Origin of the sequence: Candidatus Planktophila sp., from assembly GCF_046070465.1 — a bacterium.
Classification (GTDB): domain Bacteria; phylum Actinomycetota; class Actinomycetes; order Nanopelagicales; family Nanopelagicaceae; genus Planktophila.
This window is the reverse complement of the sequence record NZ_JBJTMK010000160.1, coordinates 1-2,937: the sequence shown is the minus strand read 5'-3', so window position 1 is coordinate 2,937 and position 2,937 is coordinate 1. Positions and strand designations below refer to the sequence as shown.

At 50.7% G+C, this 2,937-nt stretch carries 3 protein-coding genes and 1 riboswitch; all 3 genes read left to right on the top strand.

The window, feature by feature from the left end; all coding sequences use genetic code 11:
• Positions 1–1,218: ribonucleotide reductase barrel domain-containing protein (locus ACKOVI_RS06880; protein WP_509603335.1), on the top strand; the 1,218-nt coding region annotated here is incomplete at its 5' end.
• Positions 1,219–1,311: 93 nt separating this feature from the next.
• A riboswitch (FMN riboswitch) is annotated at positions 1,312–1,439 on the top strand.
• A gap of 91 nt (positions 1,440–1,530) precedes the next feature.
• Entirely contained in the window at positions 1,531–2,532 is a 1,002-nt protein-coding gene (gene ribD / locus ACKOVI_RS06875; protein WP_509603334.1) for a bifunctional diaminohydroxyphosphoribosylaminopyrimidine deaminase/5-amino-6-(5-phosphoribosylamino)uracil reductase RibD, read from the top strand.
• Positions 2,532–2,937 (top strand): riboflavin synthase (locus tag ACKOVI_RS06870; RefSeq protein WP_509603333.1); only part of this gene is annotated, 406 nt, incomplete at its 3' end. The genes ribD and ACKOVI_RS06870, both read left to right, overlap by 1 nt.

The window sequence follows — 2,937 nt, the reverse complement described above, 5'->3', positions numbered from 1 at the left end:
CAGATCTCTGTTCTTGCTCCAACAGGAACAATTGGTTTGATGATGGATTGCGATACAACAGGTATCGAGCCAGACTTCTCACTCGTTAAGTTCAAGAAGCTCGTCGGTGGCGGCTCAATGCAGATCGTGAACCAGACAGTTCCACTTGCTCTTCGCAAGCTCGGTTACACAGAAGAGACAATCGAGGCAATCGTTGAGTTCATCTCAGCTAACGGCCACGTCATCGATGCACCTGGCCTCAAGCCAGAGCACTACGACGTATTCGATTGCGCACTCGGTGCACGATCAATTGCTCCAATGGGCCCCGTCCGCATGATGGCTGCAGCTCAGCCATTCTTGTCAGGTGCTATCTCAAAGACAGTTAACCTTCCAGAAGATGCAACTGTTGAAGAGGTAGAAGAGGTTTACTACCAGGGTTGGAAGATGGGCCTTAAGGCTCTCGCTGTCTACCGCGACAACTGCAAGGTTGGTCAGCCACTCTCTGATGGAAAGGCTGCTAAGAAGGATGCTGTTGCAACTGTTGAAGTTGCAAAGCCAGTTCGTAAGCGTCTTCCAAAGGCACGTCCTGCAACAACAACTTCATTCTCAGTTGGTGGCGCAGAGGGTTACATGACTGCTGGAGCATATGAAGATGGATCACTCGGTGAAGTCTTCTTGAAGCTCGGCAAGCAGGGTTCCACCCTTGCAGGTGTGATGGATGCATTCTCGATCGCAGTATCAATTGGTCTTCAGTACGGAGTGCCGCTTGAGACATTCGTTGAGAAGTTCACCAACCTTCGCTTCGAGCCAGCAGGTATGACAGATGATAAGGATGTCCGCATGGCACAGTCCATGATGGATTACATCTTCCGTCGCCTTGCACTCGATTACATGCCATTCGAACAGCGTTCAGCGATGGGACTCTACACAGCGGCAGAGCGCGAGCAGGCGCTCAATAACGGTGGCGAATATGCACCAATCGCGAGTGTTGATAGCCCAAAAGCACCTGTTGCGGCGGCTCCTGTAGCTGCTCCAAAGGCTGAGGTAAAGATAGAAGCAAAGCCAGTCGTTGCATCAACTCCAGCAGTTGCTCCAACAATCGGATCTTCATCGGATCTCCTCGAGTCAATGGGTATCAAGTCAGATGCACCACTCTGTATGACATGTGGTGTGAAGATGCGTATGTCAGGTGCATGCTTCGTATGCGAAGGTTGCGGCAACACATCAGGTTGCAGCTAATCCTTCATTAGCTTAAGTAAGAACCCCGTCTGGATTCCAGGCGGGGTTCTTACTTTGATTCGCTGAAAGCGGTTGGGGGCAATATATTGAAGCCATTGTTATCGGGGTCGATGTAATTTCGAACCGGCGGTTATAGTCCGCGACCCGCACGCAGCCAGCGTGCGGTTGACTCAGTGAAATTCTGAGACCGACGGTTAAAGTCCGGATGAGAGATAACGAGTACGAAGACATAGCCATTGGTGGCTATGTCGGTCGTTTCTTTTTCGCATACCCCGATGACTCGTGCAAAACCAAACGAGAAGGGGCAGCGTAATGATCAATATCAATCAATCATATGAACACCTTGCTGCCCTCGCGCTCTCCGTCAAAGGAAAGACCGCACCGAATCCCAATGTTGCTGCTGCAATTTATGGAGCAGATGGAACGCTGATTGCCGATGGCGTGCATAATCGCCTCCTTTCATCCGATCATGCCGAGGTAGTTGCCATTAAGAAGGCAGGTGAGCAAGCTCGAGGTGCAACGATTGTGGTGTCACTCGAACCCTGCAATCACACCGGAACAACTGGTCCATGTGTTGATGCAATCATCAACGCCGGAATCAGCACAGTTATCTTTGCGGTTGCAGATCCCAATCCGGTTGCCGCAGGAGGCGCTGAGCGATTGAAATCTGCCGGCATTGAAGTTCAGCTTGTAGAGAGCGAACTCCTTCGTGATGCTCAGTGCGCATGGCTGCATCGAATTGAAAAGGGTCGTCCATATTTCATCTGGAAAATTGCAGCAACGCTTGATGGTCGGATCGCTGCAGCAGATGGAACATCGCAATGGATTACAAGTGAAGAGTCTCGGGACGATGTTCAGCAATTGCGATCTCAATCCGATGCGATTCTGATTGGCACAGGAACCGCACTTGCCGATAATCCAACTCTGCGGCCAAGAATCGAAGGTGCACCGGCACCAATTCGAATTGTGATGGGTGGCCGTGATGTGCCGAAGGAGTTCAAACTCAATGATGGCAAGAGTCAGACCATCTTCTTGAAGAGCCATTCCACCGATGAGCTCTTCAAGGCCTTGGATTACCTTCCCGTGAATCAGGTGCTGGTCGAGGCAGGTTCAACGTTGGGAAGTGCGCTCCTTGCCGCAGGCGCCATCGACGAAATCGTTCTCTATCAAGCACCGGTAATTTTGGGTGCAGGAAAGAGTTGGCTCGAAGATATAGGAATCACGACAATTTCTGATTCACAACGACTTGCCTTGATTTCAAGTGAACAGATTGGCCCCGACCTTAAGTTCCGTTACAGAGTGGAGAAGAACTGATGTTTACCGGTCTCGTTGCAGAGCTAGGAAAGATCACCGCAATCTCTCGTGGTGAAACTTCTTCAGTTCTGACAGTACATGCACCATTGCTCACACCAGAACTCTCCATTGGAGATTCAATTGCAGTAAATGGCACCTGCTTAACAGCTACATCGCTCACCGCAGATTCATTCACGGCAGATGTGATGGTGCAGACACTTGCGCTGACATCTCTCGGAAAACTCGAAGTCGGCTCGGCGGTCAACCTAGAACTTGCCGCACAGATGGATATGCGGATGGGCGGGCATATTGTTCAAGGCCATGTCGATGGCGTTGCCACAGTGATCTCTCGAACACCGGGGGAGAAGTGGGAGCAATTCGTCATCGAAGTTCCAGTAAATCTCACTCGCTACATTGTCAATCAAG

What these genes read in the sequence shown, in the direction of transcription:
- ribD (WP_509603334.1), top strand. Translation starts at nt 1,531, where the DNA reads ATGATCAATATCAATCAATCATATGAACACCTTGCTGCCCTCGCGCTC.